Origin of the sequence: Brucella pseudogrignonensis (genome assembly GCF_031454375.1) — a bacterium.
GTDB lineage: Bacteria > Pseudomonadota > Alphaproteobacteria > Rhizobiales > Rhizobiaceae > Brucella > Brucella pseudogrignonensis_A.
In genome coordinates this window covers 188,807-212,858 of record NZ_JAVDQT010000005.1, presented here as the reverse complement: position 1 = coordinate 212,858, position 24,052 = coordinate 188,807, and the positions used below count along the sequence as shown (strand labels likewise).

Genomic DNA, 24,052 nt, shown 5'->3' with positions numbered 1-24,052 from the left:
AGACCTCGAAAACTAATCGAGGCCATATCTGGAGGAAAAGAAGCCCAACCCAATTGGGATCATCGGCTCACTTTTTGGCAATGCAATTTTATCGGATTAACCTTCAAAACCGCCTTTTAGCTTTTCACTCAGCAGTAGCTTTAACCGCTTATTCTCAGCTTCAAGCGCATCAAGTTCCTGATCGGTAACAAGTGAACCGGCTACATTTTGCTTGGGCAAACGACTGGGCTTTTCAGTTGATGCAAGAGCGGGCCGAGCAATCACATTTTTTGTGGTTCGTTGCTTAACCGCCTGCCTCTTCCTTTTGGTCTCTGGCGTTTGACTCGATTCTTGCTTGTTGACGGTCGTTGAAACTGCTTGGTCGTCTCCGACAGCTGAAGCTGCGTACGTATTCTCACGCGTCACACCCAATTTTTTTGTCGTGTTTTGAGCGGAAGTCTCATCGGTGTTTGCGAGGACCTGGCGAACAGCGGTATCATCGTTGAGCAATCTGCGCGCATCGACTTTGGCTTTAGGCTTACTTGCGACCACACCTTCAATGTTTGGAGGGGCATCAAAACTATCGTCGGATTTCTTCGGTGAAACGGATTTTGTAGCTATCGCGTCAATTCCTTCCGACGCGGGCTCAATCGGTTGGTCTCGCTCATAGTCTTTGCGAGGCGACGTAGGATCTTCATTCACAGCATGTTCAACGCTTGCGGCGTCTTCAACCTTCGTGTCGTCATTGCGCAGTCTCCAGTTTTTCAACTTTGCAACGAGACGCTCACTTAAAGACTTCATGGTCAGATATCCTCGCTTTTAATAACAGCGACCTTGAGTAAGGCTGACAGCGCTAAATCAAATTACGGCAACACCAACACTAAAGCGCATTTACGTTCGGATGGAATCCATATTGATCTCCACCATACCTGCGAAAAAAGAATCAATCGACTCATTCTAAATCTTGCGCCTGGTCCGAATTTCCAGCCTTTTAAGCATCGTCAAAAGGGCCTGATTTTGTTCGCGCAGCTTCGTACGCAATTCACGCTTGAGGTCAGTATTTTCCATCTCAAGATGAGACAACTCAGCGCGAATTTCGTCGTCGCTTGAAACGCGTTCGCCAACTCGCTTGTTGGGTTGAGCTGCTTTCCTGTTGCGCGCTTGCGATGGTTTCTCTCCAACGACACCACGCGCTTCTGCTTTTTCAGATGCGAACTGCACTATTGGCATTGGGACTGGAGTGTCTGTTGTAGCAACAGCATCTACAACAGATATGTCATCTCTAATCGCAACTTCTGCGATGTCTTCTTTACCGGATAGAATACGCGGTGGAGTTTTCGCTAGTTTGGACGCGGTCTCAATGTCGATTTTTTCTGATAATGATTTCGCTGCGCCACTCTCAGCTGGCGATGTGACAATAAGTGCATCGACCTCTTCTGCAATCGACTTCAAGTCAAGGTTGCCCCAAAGGGATGCGCTGTCCTTGCGACTACGCCTGTTCTTATATTCAACAACAACATTGCGGTTTGGAGTTTTCATCCGTAAACTGTTTTCCTAATGAAAAATTAGAGTAAGATAGGAGGAGCATTTTTAGGTGCTCTTTGTTAACTTGTATCAGATATTAATCCTATAATACAGGCTTTGATTGAAACTTAATATCAGCATTTGTTAGACCAATATAAATCATGATATCCTCTTCATATATTCACATTCAAGACCGATAATCATCGCAAGCTAAATCAGGAGACACCTATCGTGGCAGATGAAAATACCTCAAATACAAATTCTACCGTAACAGAGACACCTGCAACTGTTAAGTCTGTTAAGCCGCGCAAAACGGCAGCGAAAGCAGCCCCTGTTGCAGAAGAAAAAACAACAGCTAAGCGTAAGAAATATACGCCAGAACAACGCGCCTCTATCATGTCGTCCATTGAAGCTGCGACAAAAAATGGCAAGCAGACACTTAAAGCTGCCTTGCAGCAAGCTGAAGTGAGCGAGCAGACATACTATAATTGGAAAAATGCCGCTGAAAAAGTAGCTCCAACGTCGGCTCCAAAGTCCACTCCAAAGTCGGCTCCGAAGCCAGCTTCAAAGGCCGTGAAAACTGCATCGGGCGATGATCTCGCATCATTGGTCTCATTGGAAGCGGAAAATAACAAGTTGCGCAAAGAACTGGCTACCAAGCTCCGCGAAGAAAACGCCGAACTGCGTCGTCGTCTTGGCAAGCTCTGAGGCTGACGTTCTTAAGCGCAGTTTATAGACACTACATCTGATCTATCAAGCACCTTGCCTGTGTCTTCCTTTAAGACCCATGCGAGGTGTTTGAATATGGGGCTGAAAAAGCGATGATAGGCGCGAACATTTTAGCGCCGGGTGCTGTGCTCCTGAAACCTCTCCATACATTACAAGTATGCAGCTGCATGCTCTTCTAGTTTGCACCCTGAAAATTTATCGTTCTTGAAGTTTGGCTTATGCGCTGCAGAACGTCATTGAAATAGCAACAAAGAGATACACGACATAATAGATTGTCACGAAGCTCGGTCGGGTTGACGTGTTGAATGCGCGGGCAAGATCGTTTGCTCAAACTGGCCGTATGATAGGTGCTGCGGAAGCAACATCTTACTGGCGGCGGTCCGGATACCGCGGATTGAAGGGCGATTGGGTTATGCGGCTGAAGCAACTGCGCGTAGCGAATGCCTGGCTTGGGCGGACTGCTTCTGACCTCACAATAGCAAGACGTTCCATGCGAAGGCCGCCACGGTAAACTTCTAAATCCCGTCCGTTGCCGCGCTCACGTGGTCCATGTGATTGATGAGTTCACATGGGAGTGCATTGCAGCAGTTGGCGTCGAAATCGACTACATCATGCCGGGCAAACTCTAAGAAAGCGGTCATTGCGAGAGGTTTAATTCGAAACGTCATGACGAGCGGCTCCAGCAGCTCTAGCGGCAATCTGTGAAGACTATGCAATTATTTGCATGATCCGCGCGAATGGTGGGTAAAATATATTTTGTGGTCTTTGAAACATTCGCGGATATGGATGAGTAAAAGAAAAGGATTCCAATATCGGCGAATATCAACAAAATCTCTTTCTTGATTTTACATATTACAGTATATTTTTATAAAAATTTTGTATTATTTATTATTAATATTTTAAAATTATTGAGCATTGGTAAATTATTTTAATTTGTAATGAGTAATAATTTTTAAGTTTCACCAATAAATTGAATTACAATTTCTGAACTTAATTTATCACTATAAATATGGTCAATCATCTTTCTTTATAAGCAGGGTGATTGCATGACTTCCGAAAATAAGAAATCTTATCTGTCTCGGCGTGCTTTTCTGGGGGCATCCGCAGTTGGTCTTGGTGTGGCAGCCATTGGTGGCTCCGATGGCTTTGTACGCAAGGCATTCGCACAGAGCACCTCATCTTCTCCGAGAGTGATCAAGCTGGCCTGGGGGCAGACGGCTGTGTGTCAGTCGCCAATTTCGGTCGCGCTCAAGAAAGGCCTGTTTGAGAAATATGGACTGACTGTCGAGCCGGTCAATTTCTCTGGTCCAACCGATCAGCTGCTTCAGGCAATCGCCACCGGCAAGGCAGATGGCGGCATTGGCATGGCGCTGCGATGGTTGAAGCCGCTTGAGCAAGGGTTTGACGTATCGCTGACGGTCGGAACGCATGGCGGCTGTATGCGCCTTCTGGCTGCACCCGATTCAGGTATCAATTCGATTGCTGATATGAAAGGCAAGAAGGTTGCCGTCAGCGATCAGGCAAGCCCGATCCGCAACTTCTTCGCCATTCAGGCGGCCAAGCAGGGTATCAATCCGGATACCGAAATCGAGTGGCTGCAATATCCGGCTGATCTTTTTGCGGAAGCCTTGAAGAAGGGTGAAGTGCAGGCTGTGGCTGGTGATGATCCGCACGCCTTCCTCCAGCGCGAGCGTGATGGCCTCAAGGAAGTCGCGACCAATCTTGATGGACAGTATGTCAATTCTGCCTGCTGTGTGCTGGGTCTGCGCGGCAGTCTGGTTCGTGATGAGCCGGAAGTTGCGAGCGCCTTGTCGCGTGCAATCGTAGAAGCACAGGCTTGGACTGCAGCGCACCCAGATGAAAGCGCTGAAATCTTTGCACCTTTCGTTCCGGGCAATGTCTCTGCAACGGACGTGGCGCGTATCCTGCGCAGTCACACGCATGACCATCATTCGACGGGTGATGCCTTGCGCAAGGATGTCGCTTTGTTCGTGGATGAGCTCAAGATCATCAATGTCATCCGGCCAAATACCAATACGGATGCATTTGCCGAAAAGATCGTCGCCAATGTCATCACCTGACACAGTCTATATCTCGTCTAAGGACGACGCGCGGGAGGCTCTGCCCTCCGCGCTTCGCCGTTCGCTATGGCCGTTTGTGGCGGTGATCGCCTGGGCTATCGTCAGTGCGATTTCAGTCTTCCTTCCCAATGTGGTGGTTGGGTTTGCCGAGCCGCTTTATGTGCGTGAAACCAATGGTTTGTTCATCGGCTGGACGATCCTTCTGGCAGTCGCTGCAGCATTGGTTGCGGTCAATCCGGCAATTGGCAAAAGGCTTATTTACTGGTCGCCATGGCTGACGGCTTTGGCGATATTTTTTGGTGTTTGGGAATTGCTTACGGCCAAGTTCGCATGGCTCCCTGTGCCGTTTTTTCAACCACCTTCGTCTCTGCTCGAAGTCTATCTTGATGATTGGCCGCGTCTGCTCGACAGCCTCTATAACTCGTTCAAGTTGCTGGCTTCGGGTTTTGTGCTTGGTGCGATTGCGGGCTTTCTGACTGGTGTTTCCATCGGCTGGGTACAGGCAATCGGCTATTGGGTTCATCCGGTTTTGCGGTTTCTCGGGCCAATTCCTTCAACTGCACTGTTACCAATGGCATTCTATTTCTTCCCGTCAGGCTTTTCAGCAGCAGTCTTTCTCATCGCGCTTGCAACATGGTTCCCGCTGACAGTTCTGACATGGTCGGGCGTGGCGAGCGTCGATAAAGCTTACTACGATGTTGCCCGCACTTTGGGCGCCAGTCAGTTGTTCCTGATCCTGCGCGTCGCAATTCCGGCAGCGTTACCGCATGTTTTTGTCGGTCTTTTCATGGGGTTGGGTGCATCTTTCTCGGTGCTGGTCGCCGCCGAAATGATGGGCGTCAAGTCCGGTCTCGGCTGGTATCTGCAATGGGCGCAAGGCTGGGCGGCCTACAACAATCTCTATGGCGCGCTCATCATCATGGCGATTGTATTTTCCGGTCTGATTACGCTGCTCTTTACGGTGCGTGATCGCGTTCTGACCTGGCAGAAGGGGGATGTGAAATGGTGAATGCTGCCCTCAAACAAACGCCTGCCGCCACCGCTGATAAAAGCCGTGGCTTCCATATTCAGGTTGAGAATGTAAGCCATCGCTTTGGCCTTGAAGGCAAGTCACTGCCGGTTCTCAACCACATTGAGCTTGATGTGCAACCGGGTGAATTTGTTGCCATTCTGGGTCCATCGGGGTGCGGCAAGAGTACGCTTTTGCGGCTCGCTGCCGGGCTGGAGCCGCCAAGTGAAGGGCGAATTCTGGCCGATGGCGAGGAAATCCTCGGACCTAATCCGTCGCGCGTGGTGGTCTTCCAAGACCCCACACTTTATCCATGGCGGACGGTTCGGGACAATGTGGCTTTGGGGCTTCAGGCGCGTGGCGTGATTAAAACTCAGGGACACCGCATCGATGAAGCAATTGAGCTGGTGGGATTGTCGGCTTTTGCCAATGCCTATCCGCGCCAGCTTTCGGGCGGCATGGCGCAGCGTGCAGCCTTGGCGCGTGCGCTCGTCAATGACCCTAAATTGCTCATTCTGGACGAGCCATTGGGGAAACTCGATTCCCTGACGCGGCTTGCCATGCAGGCTGAGCTTCTCGATCTTTGGCAACGCAACGGCTTTACCACATTGCTCGTCACGCATGATGTCGAGGAAGCGATTTTCCTTGCGCAGCGGGTCATCATCTTTGGCAACCGTCCGGCAAGCATCGAAGCCGAACTTAAAGTGGATCTAAGCTATCCGCGCCATCGCGGCGATCCACGATTGGCGGAACTGCGCAGGCAGGCACTTGCGCATCTGGGACTTGATGCCGACTGGTAAAATCAGGAAAGAAAAATGTTCAAAAAAGCAATTCTCACAACGGCCCTTTTATTGGGGTCGATGACGCAACTTTATGCGCATGCGCATCTCGCACAATCCGAGCCAGCCGAGGACGCTGTGCTCAATAAAACACCTGCCATTGTTTCCATCGAATATACCGAAGCGCTGGAACTCGGCCTTAGCAAACTCGTCCTCAAGGATGAGAGCGGGGCGACTATCGAGACCAGTAAGCCTGAACATATTGACGGCAATACCAAGACGCTTTCGGTCAAACCGCCAGCCTTGAAGCCGGGCACTTATACGGTCGAGTGGGGTGCTGCGTCAGTCGATACGCACCGCACCGAAGGCGCGTTCAAATTCAAGATTGCTAATTAAGGTTGCCGGGCGCAATGACTGGAATTGATATCGTCATTGCGCTCGTGCGATGCCTTAATCTTGCGGGCCTCGCACTGCTCGCAGGCGCCCTATTTTTTCGAATTTTTCTTGTTTCAAGCGAAATAAGTGACGGCAAACCTACGTCTTTTGTGAGAATCTGGGATCAACTTTGCAGCTATTCCGTGGCAATCAGTGCCTTTGGACTGGTTCTATGGGTTCCACTTCAGTTCTCACTGCTGTCTGGTGCGAACAGTTTTTCTGATGCATTGGCTTTTCTCCCAAGCGGACTTTTCGGCACAGCGTTTGGCATTGCATCGTGCTTGCGTGCATTGGCAATCTTGCTTGCTGCATTGCTTCTGCCGCACGCGATAAAGTCTCAAGCCATCCGTGTCCTTCTGTTTTTGATCACTGTTTTCGCGCTTGGTCTTCAGATGCGCATGGGGCACGCAGCAGCAGCTGACACAATCTGGTTGCCACTGGCGGTTTTTGCGCATGTGATTGCGGGTGCTCTATGGTTTGGTTCGCTGCCACCACTCTATCTTCTTTTACGTGCCTCGCGGGATGAGGGTTTGCAGGCAGCGCAGCGCTTTTCGCTATATGGCATTATTTTTGTTGCCATTCTTGTTATTGGTGCCGCAATTGCAGGATGGCTTTTGACAGGTGGTTTGCCGGGGCTGGTTGGTACCACTTACGGCAGGATCATGATCGTGAAGATCGCGCTTCTGGCGGCCATGCTAACACTTGCAGCACTTAATCGTTTCTGGCTGAGCCGTGATGGCAGCAGCGGGCGTGGACTTGGTTATGCGCTGATCCTTGAGAGTACAATCGGCATTGTAGTGTTTCTTGCGGCGTCACTTCTCGCCACACAACCGCCCGGCGTTCATGAAGACATCATGTGGCCTTTCGCCTATCGTTTGCGCGACAATATTCTGGCTGATGCGTTTCTCGTCGATGCCGCATGGCGGAGCCTCAAGCCACTTCTGCTGGCATTTCTGATTGGTATTTGGTGCCTTTTTCTGCCTAAATGGCGATGGCAAGCTATTGTTATCGTGGCAATTATCGGGTTCGCGTTGTTCCAGCCACCACGCATCGGATTGTTTGTGCAGGATGCTAATGAAGCAAGCTTTTTGCGCTCGTCCACATCCCACACGTCCATCGCAATTGCGCGGGGTGCTACGGCTTTCGGAAACAATTGTGCCTCCTGTCATGGCAATGACGGGCGCGGGCGCGGTGAGCAAGCAACGGGCGATCCGGTATGGCCACCCGATCTGACAGCGCCCTTGTTTGCGGATCGCAGTGACGGAGAAATCTTCTGGACGATCATGCATGGCAAGGAGACGCAAGACGGTCGGCAATCCATGCCCGGTTTTGAAACGGCGTTGGATGCGAAAGCCGCGTGGTCGCTAGTGGATTACATCCGAACGATTGCGTCTGCCCGGACGATCAGTCTGCCTGCGCCTGATGGTGCGGTTTACCCGGCTGCAAGCCCGCAGATTACGATCTATTGCGAGGCTAAACGGCATGAGATCGGTCGGCAATCCGAGAGTTTCTGGCTGCTTCATCTTCAGGGTGAACAGCTTGAAGCCTTTGCAGTTGATAGCAATGGGATCACGGCACAATGCGATGTTTCCGACCAGACTGCGGCTGTGGCTATTCAGATTCTGACACCAACTGCCGCTGGGGCAAGCTTTCTCGTAGATCAGAATGGCTGGATACGTTTTCGATGGGCAGGGCATGAAAAGTTAGAGCCTTCAATCCTTGAGACAGCAATCAGTAAGGCTCGTGCGAATCCCGTCAGTCTATCGAATAGGGGACATCATTCATGATGATCCGGGCAGCGTTGATACGCGAATATAAATGCAAAGAGGCCTCCTGCAGTGGATTGCAAATCTATGTGAGGGGCGAACTAAGTGAATAATTTTCTTAATAAAATTCAACGGCTGGTGAAAATGAGACGTTGAATTTTGATACCTGTTGGCAAAAGGGAGTGGAACATGGGTAACATACGCAATGGTTTTTCGGAGCTTGTCGGCAATACGCCTCTGGTTGCTTTCTCACGCCTTCAGAAGAGCAATGACGTTTCTGGGCGTCTTCTCGCAAAAATCGAGTATCTCAATCCGGCTGGCAGCATCAAAGACCGTACAGCATGGGGGATTATTCGGGATGCCGAGCGTGCAGGTAAGATTAAGCCGGGGGATCTTCTGGTAGATCTGACAAGCGGAAATACCGGCATTGGTATTGCGGCTGTTGCTGCCGCAAAGGGCTATCGGACGAAGTTTTACCTGCGTGATACAATCAGCGAAGACAAAATCAATATCCTGCGTCAGTTCGGGTCAGAACTCGTGCTGATTGATAATGATGAGTTGCTGGAAATAGGGGCGTTGCAAAAGGTGCTCGATCGTATTCGCAGCGAAAATCCGGGCGCTTATTATACGGGTCAGCGGTCCAATCCTGCAAATCCGGCAATTCATTTTGAAACGACCGGCCCGGAAATCTGGCGCGACACGGATGGCGAGGTGGATATTTTGGTCAGTACCGTAGGCACTGGCGGGACCATCTCAGGGGCGGGAAAGTACCTTAAAGAAAAGAAATCATCTCTTCGCATCATTCTGGTGGAGCCGACGGCAGATTCGGTGCCTTCTGCCGATAATCCAAAAGCCGAAACTATTGAAGGCGTTCACAAAGTCACCGATATCGATGAGACGATTTTGCCTGAAAACTACGACAGGGCGATTGTCGATGAAATAGTCGCTGTGACGACGGAGCAGGCTCGACGTTCCGCATTGTCAGTTGCGCGCGAAGAGGGCTTTCTGGTCGGAACGTCTTCTGGTGCGGCAATTGCAGCAGCTCTTCAAATTGCAAAACGCCCGGAGAATGCAGGTAAGACCATCGTTGCCGTTCTGCCTGATAGCGGAGAGCGCTACTTGTCATTGTTTCAGGAGCCGGTGATAACCGATTAGTAAAAACATCTACGATTTATAAATTGAATAACTATTGCGATATATACATATACTAACGTAATACATTTTAACCATAATTGTCAGATTAAAGGTAAATATTACTATAGCATCGTCAATTATATCAATATTTATTATTTCTATATGAAATATTATTTGTCATATATTTTACAATAATTAGATATAATTGCCTTAATCGAATTATCCCTCTGAAATAAAACGATTTTGTCTATTGTTAGTGGGGATAATTATGATTCTGAAAAACACAGTCATCGGCTCTGCATTTGTAGTTCTGGGGATGACGAATGCAAATGCAGCGGATGCGGTCGTAGCACCGGAACCGGAAGCTGTAGAATATGTACGCGTTTGCGATGCTTATGGTGCAGGCTATTTCTATATTCCGGGCACGGAAACGTGCCTGCGCATTCATGGTTATGTGCGTTATGACTTGAGGGCGGGTGATAACGTCTACTATCGTGGTGCAGGCGTTAGCCGCGCTCCTGACGGCAGTGCCTTTAATCTTAGCCCACGCGGCAAGTCTTATGAGACATGGAACAACAATACGCGTTTCACACTGCGCACATCGACTGCTTCTGAAACGGAACTCGGAACACTTTCGACTTTCACTGAATCGCGTTTTAACTTTGGTAACGGTGCTGATGCCGGGACAACGCTCAACCGCGCTTACATCCAGCTTGGTGGCTTTCGCATTGGCCTTGATGACTCGGCCTTCTATACATTTACCGGATATTTCGGTGATGTGCTGAATGATGACGTTATCAGCGCAGGCGGCTATCGCACCAACCAGATCAGCTACACCTTCAAGGGTGGCAATGGCATTTCAGCTATTCTGTCTCTTGAACAGGGCAACAATTCCGATGTCGATTGGAATGGCGTGATTGATGACTATACACCGCACGTGGTTGGTGGTCTTAAATATGCGCAAAGCTGGGGCTCGATTGCCGGTGTTGCGGCCTATGATGCAGTCAACGAAAAATGGGCCGGAAAGATCCGCGCAGATGTCAATGTAACAGACCAGTTTTCCGTCTGGTTACAGGGTGCATATAAGTCCAACAAAGACCATTATGTGCATTACAACGGCAGCGGCGTTATCGTTCATGACGGAGGCAGCAGCACCTATCGCGGCGTGCGTGTAATCGACAGTTTCTTCGGTACATGGGGCGGCGATTGGGCTGTATGGGGCGGCGCAAAGTTTAAGGCTACAAACAAAGCGACCTTCAACGTACAGTTGGCATATGAAGCGGCCGACACATTTGCTGCAAGTGCGAATGTTGCCTATCAGCTCGTTCCGGGCTTCACCATCACGCCGCAGGTTTCCTACACCAAGTGGGACGATAGCAAGTCGATCCTCAAAGGACAGGATGCATGGCAGGGCGTTGTTCGTTTCCAGCGCTCTTTCTAATCAGGAAAGCTTTTGTTCCAGATACGAAAAAGAGTGGCAGCTTTGGCTGCCACTTTCGTTTTTACGGTTGAGCGAAAATCGGTTTTTCTACCAACTCTGATTATCAAAGCGTTGATATTTCAGACTGTTGCCAAGAAATAGCTTTGAGTGCCTCGTTTCGTAGCTGATCAAGAACGTACAATAGGCACATAGCCAATAGATCATAACGCAATTGATAGGAGATGTGATCACGATGCAAAATCAGTCAGATAATCAGCATTCTTTATCAAAGGTCTATGGTAAATGCATGCAGGAGCGAGGAACCATAGCATCCCTATTGGCTGCCGTTGAAGCTGCAAAACAGGCCGCAAACGAAAGTCTGCGCCGCGCGCAGTCGGCTCCTCTTCCACATATCGCCGATAATACGACCTTCATCGCATTATTCGAGCGGCACTTATCAGATCGTGAAACGCTGTTTTCCAGCATTCGCCGGTTGGATGATGCTAAAGCATCTCTCAGGGCTTGAGCAAAATGCCAAATTCGTTTCATAATCCCCGAGTGGACTGTCGAAGGTGAAGTTGGGTTAAGCGGGAAAAGCGCATTGAGTGATTTTGCATCCAGAATGACACTGACCGAGGAATTGGTCTCACTGAGCATTCGGACTGAAGTGGATCTGGGTCCAGAACCCAATCGCATTCCCATGACAGATCAGGATGTTGAGGCACTGTCTGAAAAGCTTTTTCGCGAGAGCGGTGACACTCCGCTATGGGTTTTTGCCTATGGCTCGCTCATTTGGAAGCCGGATTTTAATGCCGTTGGCTGGCGTTATGGCGGTGTGAAAGGCTGGCATCGCTCGTTCTGTCTTCGTTTAACCCGATGGCGTGGCACTCAAAGCCAACCCGGATTAATGCTTGCACTAAGGCCGGGTGGCAGCTGCAACGGTATTGTCTTTCGCCTGTCGGAAGAAGATCGGCTTGCGCAGATCCAGCGCATGATCCGCCGTGAAATCAGTTCAATGAGTGACGCTTACAGTATTCGCTGGGTCGCGGTCGATACGCCGGAAGGTCCGGTTCGAGCTTTGACGTTCTGGGCGGGACCACGTGGGGACCGTGTGCTGAACGGCTTATCGCTGGAGTCCGTAGCGCATGTTTTGGCACGCGCCTGTGGTCATATTGGATCATGCGCCGAGTATCTTTATCACACCGTCAGGCACCTTGAAGAAAAAGGCATTCGCGACCGCAATCTTTGGAAGCTGCAAGAGCTTGTTGCTGCTGAGATCGAAGCGCTTCACCAGGACATTCCCAATATCGCGCACAATAGAAGCGTACTATAAATAAACACATATCATATCTGGGTGTTGGTTGCTGTTTCAGACAAAAGTGCCGGACATATATGCCCGGCATATTTTAGAGCGCATCTCGAGCTGATTGAAACAGAATGCACCAATCACATTAGAGCACTAATTGGAAATGTCGTGCGGTCATGTTGCGTTAGGTGGAAATCCACGCTCTTTGGCAAGAGAAGCTATAGCGTAGGCCAACAATAACAACATCAACACCGGCCATGATAGCCATGCAACATCTGCATGTTGAAGTAACAATCCACCGATAAGCCCGCCTCCCGCGATTGCAAGATTCCAGGCTGTGACGATCATAGACTGCGCGAGATCCGATGCTTCATATGCCGTGTTTGCTGCGGCTGTTTGGAACAGGGTTGCAGCTCCACCAAAAGCCAGCCCCCACATAACTGTCGCCAACCAGAATAGACTTTGCACATCACCCCATATGCTCAACATCAATGCTGCTGCACTGAAAAGCAGAATGCTTGCTAAGACCAACTCTCGAAGCCACCGGCCGATGAAATAGCCAATAATGCAAATTCCAACAATTGCCGTTACCCCAAAAACGAGCAAAACAAGATCGAGCTTAGAGGACAATCCGGAAGGCTCAACAAGTGGGCCAATGTATGTGTAAAGAATGTTATGAGCGAGCACGAATAAAAGGGTGACAAGTAACACTGATTTGATGCCACCGATCGCCAACGTCCCTCCTATAGACGCCTTATCACGAAGGGTCGTTCCGGGATAATTGGGCACTTTTATTAGGACCAGGATAACCAAAGCCAGGGTGAGAGCCGTCATCAACAAAAATGTCGTTCTCCAGCCAATGAAGGAACCGATCATCGTGCCCGCAGGAATGCCCAATGACAAAGCAAGGGGAGTTCCAACCATAGCAACAGCAATCGCACGGCCTCGCAATTGTTCTGAAACCATACGAGCTGCATATCCCGCCAGCATCGCCCAAAGAAGCCCCGCACAAATTCCGGCGAATAACCGCGCCAGCAGCATAATGCTATAACTTGCTGTGATCGCGGTCACGCTATTGGCTACGGCAAATCCGGCAATTGCACAAAGCAGCACCGGTTTGCGCGCAAAATGCTGTGTAAGCTTTGTTAGCGGAATAGCCGCGATAAGGGAGCCTACAGCATATATTGTGATGAGCTGACCAATCGCGGAGGGACTGGCACTTAGGTCCTTGCTCATCAAAGGAAGAAGGCCAGCAGGCAATGCTTCCGTCAGGATTGTGATGAAACCTGCCATAGCGAGGGTTAGCAAAGCGGCCATCGGCAATCTGGTTTCATCAGTCAGTTGAACGCAATCGTCATTTTCTAAAATACTACTGGGCATCGCTATTAGGCCTCAAGCCCACGCTTTGGCAAAACCAGATCGTCCACTTGATACGTATGGAACTCACTTGTTGAGACGGTATCTAACTTCCGAAACTTTTCAACGAACACAGGATCGGAGAAGAACTCGTCCACGTTACCTGCGCCCTGAATGGCCTCGATATTGACGACCGTTAGCCCATCCGTACTCCTGGCAAGATTGCTCCACAGAAAACCGGGCTTTCTCTCCGCCACATAATGAACGACGTCCTGAATGATTTGAAACGCCTCATCCTGCTTGCCGGGAAAGGCATGAATTACATTGACGATAAATGTGGTTGGAACTGGCGAAGACGTAAATCCGGCTGAAGGCTGCATATCCATTGTGTATTCCCTTTAAAAGACAGCTCACTCATCTTGAGACAAACTGGATATCGCTTTCCAAATAAGCGATAAATAATCTCCTATTCTGATAAGACAGGAATTAAATTCCTTAATAGAGAGCGCTATGGACAAGCTGGCAACCTTGAAGATATTCGTTCAAACCGCTGAAAGTGGCAGCTTTGTTGCGGCATCCCAACGCATGGGGCTCACCAGTTCGGCTGTCGGCAAAGCCGTGGCGCGCCTTGAGCATGAGGTTGGCGTCTCTCTGTTCCATCGCTCCACCCGCAGCATGACACTTACGGAAGAAGGGAGTTTCTTCCTCGATACTTGTAAAAGGATATTATCCGAACTTGATGCCGCTGAAGCGCAACTCTCGCGATCACATAGCACGCCAAGTGGCCTGTTACGTGTAAGCTTTCCATTGACCGGAATGTTGCTCATGCCAACCATTTCTACATTTATGAAGGCTTATCCTGCAATTGATCTCGAATTAGACTTCACCGATCGGCTGGTTGATGTGATTGAGGAAGGGTTTGATGCCGTTGTGCGCACAGGCGAAGTTCGCGATACCCGGCTGATGAGCCGTAAACTGGGAACCTTCAAGCATCGGATTGTCGCATCACCCGACTACCTGCTACGACAGGGTACGCCACGTTTGCCAGAGGATTTGCTGCATCATAAGTGTATGCATCACCGCTTTGCCAATTCGGGAAAGCTTGAGCCGTGGCCACTCATTGCAATCCACACTGAGACACGTCTTACCTTGCCTATGACTACCATTGCCAGCACTTTAGAGCCGCTTATCCACCTCGCAGAAAACGGCTTTGGCATCACGTGTTTACCTAACTTTGCAGTCAAGCAGCAGATCGCAGAAGGCACGCTGGTTGCTATACTCGATGAATATCTGGCAGAAACGGGTATCTTTCGCGTTTTATGGCCGACAAACAGATATTTATCGCCAAAAATTAGAGTATTTGTCGACTTCATGGCCAGTAATCTGTTTGCAACTCCAAAGAAAGATAGCTAACGCAGAATGCGTGCTACCCCTCCACTATCCTAATGCAAGTTGCGTCGAGCCAATGCTTCATTAATATCGGGCACTGCACTGATCAGCATTTTTGTGTAGTCGTGGGTTGGATTTTCGAAAATATCTTCGACCTGCCCCTGCTCCACGAGAATACCATGACGCAGTATGCCAACACGATCAGCCATCTGTCGTACCACTGCGAGATTATGGCTTATCAGCAGATAAGTCAGATTAAATTCTGCTTGCAATGACGTCATTAAGTCGAGAACCTGAGCCTGAACCGAAACGTCGAGCGCGGATGTGGGTTCATCGCAAATGATAAAACGAGGCCGACTGGCGAGTGCTCTTGCGATTGCGATGCGTTGTCTTTGTCCGCCAGAAAACTCGTGCGGATAACGTTGCGCAGAATCTTGCGGCAATCTCACCTTCTCCAGCAAATCACTTACGCGAGCCTTTACAACAGATGGGTCACGCTCAAGCTTCAAACGGCGGATAGGTTCAGCAATAATATCGCCGACACGCCAGTGGGGGTTGAGGCTCGCATAGGGGTCCTGAAATATCATCTGCACAGCGCCATTATGATCAACAGATGCGCCATCAGAACGATCAACACCATTAACCCTGATCAGTCCCTCGCCGAGCGGCAAAAGTCCGGCAACTATGCGCGCAATTGTCGATTTACCGGAACCGGATTCGCCAACTAGCGCATAGGTTTCGCCCTCCCTGATATGAAACGAAACGTCATTGACGGCACGAAGCTTGTTCTGTCCTTCCCCACGCGTCCAGAAGAAAAAGCCGCGGCTCCCGATACGAAAATCATGCGCAAGATTGTCAACCCGCAAAATCTCACCGGCTGATGACTGTGAGGAGGTACGGATGTTTTTTTGGTGAATCGAAGGAGTGGCAGCGATCAGCTTGCGGGTATAATCTTCACGCGGTGTCTGTATCACGTCACGGACGGAGCCGGCCTCCACAGCACGTCCATGATGAAGCACCACAACACGATCGGCAATTTCTGCAATGACCCCCATATCATGCGTAATAAGCAACACAGCTAAGCCACGCTCAACGCAAAGCTTTTTCAGAAGCGCAACAATCTGCGCCTGAACTGAGACATCAAGAGCCGACGTTGGCTCATCGGCGATAAGCAGTTCCGGGTCGGCAGCAATTGCCAATGCAATCACAACACGCTGACGCATACCTCCAGAAAACTCGTGCGGATAAGCATCAAGCCGTCTTTCCGCATCCAATATTCCAACCTCTGTGAGAAGCTCTATTGCACGCTTACGGGCAGCCGGTTGAGAAAGGGAGCGATGGCGCTGTATTGTCTCGATTAATTGACGGCCAATCGTATAGAGCGGGTTGAGACTGGACAGCGGATCCTGAAAGACCGTTCCAATTTTTTTGCCACGTAAGGCTGCTAATTCTTTGTCCGGCAAATTATCAATGCGTTGTTCTTTGAGATAAATTTCGCCGCCTGAAACATATCCGGGAGCATCAAGAAGGCGCGTAATCGCCGATCCGGTCATCGACTTCCCTGCGCCTGACTCTCCAATCATTCCAAGCACTTCACCGGCATGGATATCGAAAGACACGCGATTAACGGCGTGAAAGACGTGGCCATCCGAGGGGAAGTCGACTTGCAGATTGCGCACGGTTAGAACCGGCACAGGCTCTTTTCTCGATGCTTCATGCATTAGAGTTGCCCTTGCTTCTTCGGATTGAGAAACTCTCGCAACCGGTCACCCAGCAAATTGATGGATAAAGCGAGCAGAACCAATGTGACCGCAGGGAAGAATAGTATCCACCACTCTCCTGAAAACAAAAATTGCTGGCCATTGCGAATGAGTGTGCCCAATGATGGACGCGTGGGTGGAACCCCTACCCCAAGATAAGACAAAGTGGCTTCTTCGAGAATTGCCAGAGCCAGCCCCAATGTTGCAACAACGAGAGTTGGTCCAAGTAAATTCGGTAAAATATGGGTAATCAACAAACGAGCAGGACGAACACCAATCAGCCTTGCGGCAGCCACATAATCTTTTCGTCGTTCGACTAACACTGCTCCCCGAACTATCCGTGCAAATTGTGGCCAGTTCGAAAGACCAATAGCAAAAATAAGCAGCCACACAGCGGCAGCCTCCTGATGCGCGGGAGGGACAACCCCTTGCGCAAGACCGAAGATTAAAAGCGCAATAAGAATTGTAGGAAAAGTCAATTGTGTATCAGCTATTCGCATGATTATCGTATCAAGCAGTCCACCTGCGTATCCGCTGATAAGTCCGGCACTAACACCTATGAACAATGAAAGAACGGTTGCAGACAAAGCCACTAACAATGAAACGCGACTACCATAAAGAATGGAAGATAATATATCCCGCCCCTGATGATCCGTTCCCATCAGAAAGGTATTACCTGTGAACGCACTGGGCTGCAAAGGCGCACTCAAACCATCCATCAGGTTCAAGGTTGACGGATCAAAAGGTGAATATGGCGCAATCAAAGGTGCAAATACTGCACCTAATACCAATATTGCAGCAAGCACCCCAGCTATCGTTGTAACCACTGGCAACCGTTTAAACCGCGGAACTTTAGCTCTCACAGAGTGGCGATTATGTGCGGCTTCTAAAGAAAAAGGCGTATCAGTCACGTTACGCTCCCGTCTTGATACGGTCGAAACGAAGACGCGGATCGACAGCAAAATAAAGAATATCAACCACGAGATTGATGCTCACAAAAAGCAAAGAGATAAAGACCAGATATGCAGCCATAACCGGCACATCGACGGCCTGTACGGAGTTGATAAAGAGTGAACCCACACCCGGCCATTGAAAGACTGTCTCTGTTACAATAGCGAAGGCGATCACAGATCCCAGTTGCAATCCGACCACCGTAATCACCGGAACAAGGGTATTTTTCAACGCGTGTCCGAAATAGATACTGCGGCTGGAAAGTCCGCGCGCTTTTGCAAATCGGATATAATCCTGCCGCAAAACATCGAGCATTTCCGACCTGATAAGCCGCATTAAAAGCGTTGTCTGAAACAGGGACAAGGTTATTGCAGGCAGTATCAATGAACGCAGCCCTGATGTCGTCAGAAAGCCCGTCGTCCACCAGTTACCAATCTCAATAACCTGCCCTCGCCCAAAAGATGGCAACCAGCCCAGCTCGACAGAAAACAAATAGATCAGCCCCACCCCGATCAGAAATGTTGGCAGTGATACGCCGATCAAAGACGATGTCATGATGAAAGCAGTCAGACGCGTTTTAGGGCGTAAAGCAGCATAGACGCCCAAGATGCCACCACCGATAAGCGCGATGAGCGACGAGGTAATTGCCAGTTCAATTGTCGCGGGCAGTTTCTCTATAATCATCCGGCTGACGGGTTCCTGCTGTTTGTATGAGAGGCCAAAGTCACCCACCAGACCACGCTGTATGAAAGACAAGAATTGCAGATAAACCGGCTTGTTCAATCCAAGGCGTTCTTTCAGCTCCTGTCGTTCTTCCAGACGTGTTTCCTGACTGGCAATGGATTCCAGCGGATCGCCAACAAAGCGAATGACAGCAAATGCGATCAACGCCACGGTCAGCATGACGCCAGCAGATTGGAAGATACGCCTGATGATGAAACTGGTCATATATTCAGCCCAAACTCAACCGCCACCGTGTGGCTTTTATTCATGATGATGCTCCGCCCCCGCATGCGGAGGCGAAAGCTGCGAGTGCTTACTTGTTGACCGTTGCCTGTCCGATCTTGGGCGAATTATCCGGCTGATGTTCAAGGTTAAACTTGTCACGCACGGCCCACGCTCCCACCTGATTGTGAAGCGGCAGGTATAGATGCTCCGATTTCACCAGCTTCCATAATTCGTCGATGGTTGCATCACGCTTCGCTGGATCTATTTCAGCGCCCAGTGACTCAATTTTCTGATCAACCTCAGCATTTGAATAGCCGGTTGCGTTATAGGCTCCATAACGTCCCTGTCGTGTGTGCACCAAATCGTTAAAGTTATAAGCGCTGTCGAATGTCGGTACACCCCAACCAAAGAGATAGAAGTCTGTTTTTTGATCAACAATTAACGGCGAGTGTTGCGCATAGGGGCGCGATGCCAGATTCACCTTTACGCCTATGCGTCCAAGAAACCCGACAACTGCCTGTGCGATTGCCTCATCATTGACATAACGATTGTTGGGAGTGTCGAGAGTAATCGTAAAGCCTTGCGGATAACCCGCTTCACTCAAGAGCGCTTTTGCTTTCTCAACATCGGGCTTGGAATAGGTATCAAGTTCCTGCGTCCAGCCATGAACAAACGGTGGCACGATGATGCCGGTTGGCACAGAATTACCACGAAGAACAACCGTCCTAATTGCATCGCGGTCTATTGCGAGATCAAAAGCCTCGCGCACCCGCACATCGCTCAGTGGATTTTTATCCTTGACGTCAGATGACGCCAGCGGTGCATCATCAACCCGGTAGCCAAGGAAAATGGACCGGTTTTCTGGACCAACAGAGACTTTAATACCCGGCGTATTTCTTAGCCGTTCGATATCTTGTACTGGCACCTCATGCAGAAAATCCACTTCGCCCGAAAGAAGAGCTGCAACACGTGTCGCATTGTCGGCGATAGGCGTGTATACGATTTCTGTTATTTCCGGCTTCTTCTCCGCCCAATATGCCGGATTTGCATCAAGCACAGTTCGGACGCCGACTTCACGGGATTTTAGCGTATATGGACCCGTGCCGTTGGTGTTTCTAACCGCGTAATTGTCCTTCCCTGCCGCGATATCCTGAACATCTGTCACGTCATGCTTTTCCGCCCATCCCTTATCCAGAATGTAAGTTCCGGTCAGATTATTGGGATAAATCGCATTGGGAGCGCGCAGCTTAACCTCAACCGTGTTGTCATCAACAGCTGTCACCTTTTCCACATCTGCATGAAGCTGACGGAGATTGGATTTATCTGAGCGCGCTCGATCCAGCGTAAAAACAACGTCTTCGGCGGTAAAATCTGCACCGTCGTGGAACTTAACATCCTTGCGTAGTTCAAAGACCCAAGTGGTGGGGTCACCCTCTTTCAAACTCCATTCAGTCGCCAGACGTGGAACGAGTTTGCCTTCGGCATCACGCCATATCAGGCTTTCATAAATGTGGTTGAGAACCGCATGCGTAACGCCATCATTTTGTGCATGGGGGTCCAGCGTGAGTGCATCAGCAGCTCTGGTCCAGCGCAATGTCTCAGCATTACTCAACTGTGTTGAGGAAGCAATAATCAATGTCGCTGCTACGAGGCTTAGTATATTTGATCGCAATTGGAGACCCTCTCACCAATGAAAAACTGATTAGAGTTTTTCACATCAAAGGGACTTGACGCACGCATCAATTAACTAAAATTTTTGGTACGATAAAAATATTCTTCTTAAAATTACAGTGGCTTTTTCGGTAAATTATTTCAACTGAAGTGTGAATAACAAACCTGGGAAATTTCTGAACAGAGAAATTTAAACAATGCTAAGCAATGAATCTGCAGTAGTTAAATAGGATGGTACTCCGATAATTTCTGATCATTTTCCGGAACGGATTGACGGAGGTTTCGGTGTAGGTACATGCAGTTAGACTGTTTTAATCAACACAATTCTTGTCGTGGGAACGCTGCAAACGAAGTAGCTTCCTCTCTCATATTCGTTTGATCAGATTATAGATAAATTCCAGTATTACACAGTTGCCTGGCAGGATGATCAACTCTCTTGGCTACGCTTTCTCTGTCGATATGCACGAGCGCTCGCTTGATCGCCGCATGGAGACATCGAACACCACTGTCTATTCCCAGCGGGCGACTTATCAACGAACATCACATGGCAACGTGGCGAAGCACATTGCTTTATTCGATTGCGATAGGGGCCGGTGAAAACTTCGACAGCATCACGTGCGATGAGGCCCAATATCTCGTCCATTTCAGCTACGTCCGGCGGTTCCGTATTAAATCCATCACAAGCAATACGCACAACCGGCATACCAGAGCGCGCATGCGCGTTGATAAGCGCGATATCCGACACCAATATCTCGCTTTGATTAATACGATTATCGGCCAGCCTGAATATTGCCTCTCGCAAAGACTTTGTCTTTGCAAGTTCCTCATCCGTTACAGAACCTGCAAGCGGCGGTAGTTCGGCCTCGCAAAGCCACCTATCAAGCAATGAAGGCTCTGAAAACCGATCAACGCCTTTTGTCCTATCCTTTGATGCCGCGATGGTCGCAACGAGATTGAGTGCAACACTGTCCGAGCGGAACAGGAAGCGCCAGCTTCCTTTTTTCCGGCGCTCTTTTGGATGCCCGGCTTTTGCAGTGGTTATATCCATCAGCTCACTCTTTGCATGACAAGTCGTCCAGCTTTAAAAGCCGGACGATACTTATGAGATAAGTACGAACAAAATCAACTGTTCGCTGAAGGCGTCGCCAACTCAAGATCAACGGCATATCTGCCAACTTCCTGTATTTTAACCGCTACCGGATCATGCAGCGTGTAAATACGGGCATCACGCCAATAGCGATCCAGCCCTTGTTTCAAAGTCGCGGAACGCGCGCCAACGGCTTCAAAAATGCGCGATGTTACTGAAAGTGCTGCTGCGTCCGACGCAACCTTGGCCTGTGATATGAGATCAGCAATCTCGCCACGGCGTTCCCGAGTCAAACGGTTCTCATCAATGTCTGCAACCAGTTCGCCAAACGCCTTGTTGGCGACAGTTGAAAGCGCAAAAGATGCGTTGGCTGAGGTGATAGAATTGCCAATAGTATCGGCAATATAGTCCGGCACTGATGTATTCAGGCCGTTTTTGCGCAAATGCAATTGCGACAATGCAGTATCAATTGCCCCCAACGCCGTTCCATTGAGAAAATTGACGAACATGATCTGAAAGGCCAGCGAGCCTATCGATTCATTGAGGGGACGCTTTGTTGGATCGGCTGCCGACGTGCTGAAAATCGCGGCATCCGGGATAAACACATTTTCAAAGACCAGACTGCCTGATGCGGAGCGACGCGCACCAATGCCATCCCAGTCATCCGCATGGACAATGCCCGGCGTTGACGCATCGAGAACGAACGTCAGACGTTTCTCCTGGCCATCGGGTGCGCGATAGCTTTCACCGACGACCAGACGGTCAGCTGTTTGTGCGGCGGTTGCGAAGCTTTTCCTGCCATTGGCAATATAGCCGCCATCAACCCGCTTCAAATCTGCGGCAGGGCCGCCTGGATTGTTGGCACCGCCCCAAAGTGTCGGCGTCTGCAACGAATCTGCCACGGCTTTTGAGAAGACCAGCCCACGCCCGGCAATCTCAATGCGCAGCAGATGCATGTAATTATAGCCGAGAAGTGCTGCACTCGATAAATCGATGCGTGAAATCTCCCGGATCGCAAAAAGAGCATGTTGCCAACGTGCGCCTATCGCTTCCCTGCGGTCGTCAGCGTTGCGAAACAACGCCAGATCATCATTAACGGTTAGTGCCGCCAGTCCAGACTGGCGCAAGAGCGATGCTTCCTCGACGGGGGCGGAACCTTTACGGTCCCGCTCTACCACATGCGGCGCTAGCTCAGTTTTCACCTGCTCAACACGCGCCCGGATGTCCGCCTCGATTGGCGGATCAAACCAGTGCGTATGCCGGAAGGATTGCGCATGTGCATTCATGGTTTCACATCCAGAACGGCTTTACCATGCAAACGTCGGTCAAGAAGAGCCGCGACAGCCTCGTCAAACAGGTTCCAGTCACCACGCCATTTCACTTCTGTCTTGAGCTTGCCCTCAGCTAGCCATTGCAGCAGCGCTTTGAGATAGGAGCCCACCCGATACTCGGAAATCAGGAAGCCATGAATGTGGCGTCCAACCGGACCGACTGTGCCAAGATGACCAAAAACGGCGTCTTCGCCTGAAGCCCAGCCAAGGCTCTGCACATTGCCATGACGGTTAAGAAGCTTGAAAGATTGTACGAGCTGCGCCCCGCCAACACTCTCGATCACCAGATCAATACCTTCTTTCACATCATCAAGGCTGGTCACAACACGGTCCGCACCAAGTTCTGTCAGACCCGCTGCACTGGCTTCGGACCCTACAGAGGCGATAACGCGCGCACCACCCAGCCGTGCGAGCTGGATTGCAAAGCGGCCTACGCCGCCAGAAGCACCGGTGATCAGAACTGTTTTGCCTAAGATTGGCCCACCAAGCTGCAAGGTCGCCAGCGCCGTGACAGCTGCTGTCGGCAGAGTTGCTGCTTCTGCCGGATCTACACCCTCCGGAATGACCGCGATATCCTCCACATGTGCAATGCGCTTTTCAGCCCAGGCCCCAAGTGGGGCGCGGGTGACAACCAATGTTCCAATGGGCGGCGCTTTGGTTTGTGGGCCAACGGCTACAATCACACCGGACGCGTCCCATCCAAGAACCGTACCATCAGCCTCAAGACCGCGCGCACCACGTCGGGTTTCACCGAAGTTCAACGAAGTATGTGTGACATCGATAAGCACTTCCCCAAAGCCCGGCTCAGGGGTCGCTCGTGTGGCGAAACGCAGACCGCCGGACGTTGCTTTATCAGTTTCAATAACTCGAATGGTCATGCGGTGATCCTTTCCAGACTTCCTGCAATCGAAGCGCCGCGGGTAACGACGTTATAAACAAAGCTATTAAGTTCAACACGCTGGCGCAGGTCTTCCAGCTCAGCGTCAGATGCGGGAGACCGGATTTTCGCGGTGTAGCGAAGTTCCAGATCGACGGGCTCGCTTGAGCCTGTTCCGATTTGTCCCGGCTTACTGACAGCTTCAGCGACAACTTCCAGCGCATCGATCTCGATATCGAGTAGTGACGCCTGAATGAGAAATCCATGATTTAGGCAACCAGCAACGGCGCCGATCAGCAATTCACCCGGGGCCGGACCAAGATCAAAACCACCGCCAGCGGGTGATCCATCGGTGATAATCTGAAAATCACGAATGAAAAGACGACGGATACCGCTGCGTCCTTCGGCAACAACGCGAGCGGAAAGATGGCCGGTGCCTGCTGGCTGTCCCTTTTTTGCGTCGTGCAGCTTTCTCTTGTGTCGGATATATTTCGTCAGACCACTGGTCATAGGTATTTCC

At 50.2% G+C, this 24,052-nt stretch carries 23 protein-coding genes; 11 read left to right on the top strand and 12 right to left on the bottom strand.

The window, feature by feature from the left end:
• Positions 1-96: 96 nt before the first annotated feature.
• Both J2782_RS15690 and J2782_RS15685 read right to left on the bottom strand, forming a co-directional pair.
• Positions 97-780 carry a hypothetical protein gene (locus J2782_RS15690; protein WP_310014253.1) on the bottom strand — a complete coding sequence of 228 codons (684 nt, stop codon included), beginning with the start codon at positions 778-780 and terminating at the stop codon, positions 97-99.
• Positions 781-936: 156 nt separating this feature from the next.
• Entirely contained in the window at positions 937-1,518 is a 582-nt protein-coding gene (locus tag J2782_RS15685) for a hypothetical protein (protein ID WP_310014251.1), read from the bottom strand.
• A gap of 216 nt (positions 1,519-1,734) precedes the next feature.
• On the opposite strand from J2782_RS15685, the gene J2782_RS15680 reads away from it, so the two are divergent.
• The 10 genes from J2782_RS15680 to J2782_RS15635 all read left to right on the top strand — a co-directional run bounded on the left by J2782_RS15680 (position 1,735) and on the right by J2782_RS15635 (position 12,189).
• On the top strand, positions 1,735-2,211 hold the full coding sequence (locus J2782_RS15680) for a transposase (RefSeq protein ID WP_310014249.1): 477 nt from the start codon (positions 1,735-1,737) through the stop codon (positions 2,209-2,211).
• 1,067 nt (positions 2,212-3,278) lie between these two features.
• Positions 3,279-4,313, top strand: a complete 1,035-nt coding sequence (locus J2782_RS15675) for an ABC transporter substrate-binding protein (RefSeq protein WP_310014246.1) — start codon at positions 3,279-3,281, stop codon at positions 4,311-4,313.
• The gene (locus J2782_RS15670) at positions 4,300-5,322 is read left to right on the top strand and encodes an ABC transporter permease (protein ID WP_310014244.1); all 1,023 of its coding nucleotides are present in this window, start codon (positions 4,300-4,302) and stop codon (positions 5,320-5,322) included. Before J2782_RS15675 ends, J2782_RS15670 begins: the two co-directional genes overlap by 14 nt.
• Positions 5,316-6,122: an ABC transporter ATP-binding protein gene (locus tag J2782_RS15665; RefSeq protein ID WP_310014241.1), complete on the top strand. Its 807-nt coding sequence runs from the start codon at positions 5,316-5,318 to the stop codon at positions 6,120-6,122. The genes J2782_RS15670 and J2782_RS15665 overlap by 7 nt, the downstream gene beginning before the upstream one ends.
• A 15-nt stretch (positions 6,123-6,137) precedes the next feature.
• Positions 6,138-6,497, top strand: a complete 360-nt coding sequence (locus tag J2782_RS15660; RefSeq protein WP_310014239.1) for a copper resistance CopC family protein — start codon at positions 6,138-6,140, stop codon at positions 6,495-6,497.
• Positions 6,498-6,511: 14 nt separating this feature from the next.
• A complete protein-coding gene (locus tag J2782_RS15655) occupies positions 6,512-8,323 on the top strand; it encodes a CopD family protein (RefSeq protein WP_310014237.1) in 1,812 nt (603 codons plus the stop codon).
• A 168-nt stretch (positions 8,324-8,491) separates the two neighbouring features.
• Positions 8,492-9,457, top strand: a complete 966-nt coding sequence (locus J2782_RS15650) for a PLP-dependent cysteine synthase family protein (RefSeq protein WP_310014233.1) — start codon at positions 8,492-8,494, stop codon at positions 9,455-9,457.
• Between the two features lie 247 nt (positions 9,458-9,704).
• The gene (locus tag J2782_RS15645) at positions 9,705-10,877 is read left to right on the top strand and encodes a porin (RefSeq protein ID WP_310014230.1); all 1,173 of its coding nucleotides are present in this window, start codon (positions 9,705-9,707) and stop codon (positions 10,875-10,877) included.
• Positions 10,878-11,109: 232 nt separating this feature from the next.
• On the top strand, positions 11,110-11,382 hold the full coding sequence (locus J2782_RS15640; RefSeq protein ID WP_310014228.1) for a hypothetical protein: 273 nt from the start codon (positions 11,110-11,112) through the stop codon (positions 11,380-11,382).
• Positions 11,383-11,478: 96 nt separating this feature from the next.
• Positions 11,479-12,189: a gamma-glutamylcyclotransferase gene (locus tag J2782_RS15635; RefSeq protein ID WP_310014411.1), complete on the top strand. Its 711-nt coding sequence runs from the start codon at positions 11,479-11,481 to the stop codon at positions 12,187-12,189.
• A 147-nt stretch (positions 12,190-12,336) separates the two neighbouring features.
• On the opposite strand, the gene J2782_RS15630 is transcribed toward J2782_RS15635, so the two are convergent.
• Entirely contained in the window at positions 12,337-13,455 is a 1,119-nt protein-coding gene (locus tag J2782_RS15630; protein WP_310014225.1) for an MFS transporter, read from the bottom strand.
• 92 nt (positions 13,456-13,547) lie between these two features.
• Positions 13,548-13,904: an antibiotic biosynthesis monooxygenase gene (locus J2782_RS15625; RefSeq protein WP_310014223.1), complete on the bottom strand. Its 357-nt coding sequence runs from the start codon at positions 13,902-13,904 to the stop codon at positions 13,548-13,550.
• Positions 13,905-14,028: 124 nt separating this feature from the next.
• Here J2782_RS15625 and J2782_RS15620 point away from each other — a divergent pair, with 124 nt between their 5' ends.
• Positions 14,029-14,931 carry a LysR family transcriptional regulator gene (locus J2782_RS15620; RefSeq protein ID WP_310014220.1) on the top strand — a complete coding sequence of 301 codons (903 nt, stop codon included), beginning with the start codon at positions 14,029-14,031 and terminating at the stop codon, positions 14,929-14,931.
• A gap of 29 nt (positions 14,932-14,960) precedes the next feature.
• Here the strand turns inward: J2782_RS15620 and J2782_RS15615 are convergent, their stop codons facing one another.
• The 8 genes from J2782_RS15615 to J2782_RS15580 all read right to left on the bottom strand — a co-directional run bounded on the left by J2782_RS15615 (position 14,961) and on the right by J2782_RS15580 (position 24,042).
• Positions 14,961-16,628 carry an ABC transporter ATP-binding protein gene (locus tag J2782_RS15615; protein ID WP_310014218.1) on the bottom strand — a complete coding sequence of 556 codons (1,668 nt, stop codon included), beginning with the start codon at positions 16,626-16,628 and terminating at the stop codon, positions 14,961-14,963.
• Positions 16,628-17,578 (bottom strand): ABC transporter permease, encoded by a 951-nt coding sequence (locus J2782_RS15610; protein WP_310014216.1) that lies wholly within the window; start codon positions 17,576-17,578, stop codon positions 16,628-16,630. Before J2782_RS15610 ends, J2782_RS15615 begins: the two co-directional genes overlap by 1 nt.
• A gap of 1 nt (position 17,579) precedes the next feature.
• Positions 17,580-18,566, bottom strand: coding sequence for an ABC transporter permease (locus tag J2782_RS15605; RefSeq protein ID WP_310014214.1), 987 nt, complete (start codon positions 18,564-18,566; stop codon positions 17,580-17,582).
• An 88-nt stretch (positions 18,567-18,654) separates the two neighbouring features.
• The gene (locus J2782_RS15600; RefSeq protein WP_310014211.1) at positions 18,655-20,238 is read right to left on the bottom strand and encodes an ABC transporter substrate-binding protein; all 1,584 of its coding nucleotides are present in this window, start codon (positions 20,236-20,238) and stop codon (positions 18,655-18,657) included.
• A 426-nt stretch (positions 20,239-20,664) separates the two neighbouring features.
• Positions 20,665-21,285 carry a CGNR zinc finger domain-containing protein gene (locus J2782_RS15595; protein WP_310014209.1) on the bottom strand — a complete coding sequence of 207 codons (621 nt, stop codon included), beginning with the start codon at positions 21,283-21,285 and terminating at the stop codon, positions 20,665-20,667.
• 74 nt (positions 21,286-21,359) lie between these two features.
• Positions 21,360-22,610 (bottom strand): acyl-CoA dehydrogenase family protein, encoded by a 1,251-nt coding sequence (locus J2782_RS15590; protein WP_310014207.1) that lies wholly within the window; start codon positions 22,608-22,610, stop codon positions 21,360-21,362.
• On the bottom strand, positions 22,607-23,533 hold the full coding sequence (locus tag J2782_RS15585) for a zinc-binding dehydrogenase (protein WP_310014204.1): 927 nt from the start codon (positions 23,531-23,533) through the stop codon (positions 22,607-22,609). Before J2782_RS15585 ends, J2782_RS15590 begins: the two co-directional genes overlap by 4 nt.
• Positions 23,530-24,042 (bottom strand): OsmC family protein, encoded by a 513-nt coding sequence (locus J2782_RS15580; RefSeq protein ID WP_310014200.1) that lies wholly within the window; start codon positions 24,040-24,042, stop codon positions 23,530-23,532. The genes J2782_RS15585 and J2782_RS15580 overlap by 4 nt, the downstream gene beginning before the upstream one ends.
• Between the last annotated feature and the right edge of the window lie 10 nt (positions 24,043-24,052).